This window comes from Shewanella sp. 11B5 (assembly GCF_002836795.1).
Taxonomy (GTDB): domain Bacteria; phylum Pseudomonadota; class Gammaproteobacteria; order Enterobacterales; family Shewanellaceae; genus Shewanella; species Shewanella frigidimarina.
Map to the genome: position 1 here is coordinate 1 of NZ_PJAP01000127.1, position 1211 is coordinate 1211.

At 39.2% G+C, this 1211-nt stretch carries 1 protein-coding gene and 1 pseudogene; both read left to right on the plus strand.

The features are described from left to right. The first annotated feature begins 155 nt into the window (after positions 1-155). Entirely contained in the window at positions 156-398 is a 243-nt protein-coding gene (locus CXF78_RS01060; protein WP_011636050.1) for a YgjV family protein, read from the plus strand. Positions 399-661: 263 nt separating this feature from the next. After that, positions 662-1211: pseudogene (gene katB, locus CXF78_RS01065) on the plus strand (catalase KatB); the annotation flags it as partial.

The window sequence follows — 1211 nt, forward strand, 5'->3', positions numbered from 1 at the left end:
TGTTGATTCGGTATTATGCATATAAGGCGTTTTGCTTGTTTGAATGTAAAAACAGATGCGTTAAGCAATAAGGTTATTTCATACACTGACTCACGCTAGCTTAAGGTTGTTACTCGCTTGCATTAGATGTAGGCATATCAAAATAAGGAAAATCCATGGACAGTATCAACATCTGGGAATGGGTAGGGTATTTAGCCTCTGTCGTTGTGGCTATTTCGCTGATGATGTCAGACATTAAAAAACTACGCTGGTGGAATTTAATTGGTGCTGGGTTATTCGTGGCATATGGTCTCGCGATTGATGCTATTCCTGTGGCACTGGTTAACTTTTTTATTGTGCTCATTGATGCTTATTACTTGGTTAAGTTATATAGAGATCCGCCCCCACCAACAGAGTAATTAATCTGTTTATTGTTAAAGTCAAAATGAAGATTTTGGCTTTTTTATTGCCTGTATTTTAAGCGTAATCTGTTCTATCAATCATTGATAAATTCTCTAATCGCCTTTTACTTTTAACGTTATCTATTTTAATCGTTTTTAATAATTCTATTGTACTCCTATTATGTGTCCATCGAATGATGAGTTGAGTGAGGAAAATCATCATGGCAACAGTTTATGACTTAATAGAGCAGTGGTTAGTAGACCGCGCATAGGAGCAACAAATGAATCAAACTAACTATTTAACTAGCCAAAATGGCGCACCAGTAGCAGACGACCAAAACTCAATGTCAGCTGGTGAGCGTGGACCACTGCTTTTACAAGATTGGCATTTAATTGAGAAGCTTGCTCATTTTAACCGTGAACGTATTCCAGAGCGTGTTGTGCATGCTAAAGGAACCGGTGTATACGGTACATTTACACTAACTAAAGATTTAAGTGAATTTACCATAGCGGATCATTTTAATGGTGTAGGCAAGCAGACTGAAACATTCATGCGATTCTCTACGGTAGGCGGAGAGATGGGCTCAGCTGATGCAGAGCGTGATCCACGCGGTTTTGGGCTACGTTTTTATACTGCTCGTGGTAACCATGATATTGTCGGTAATAACACGCCAACATTCTTTATCCGTGATGGTATTAAGTTTCCTGACTTTATTCATACCCAAAAACGTCACCCACAAACTAATTTAAAAGACCCCCAAGCAATGTGGGACTTCTGGGCACTCAATCCAGAGTCGATGCATCAAGTGACTATTTTGATGTCAGACCGTG

Bases quoted from the DNA above. Each gene is read 5' to 3' on its own strand.
- CXF78_RS01060 (WP_011636050.1), top strand. From the start codon at position 156: ATGGACAGTATCAACATCTGGGAATGGGTAGGGTATTTAGCCTCTGTC.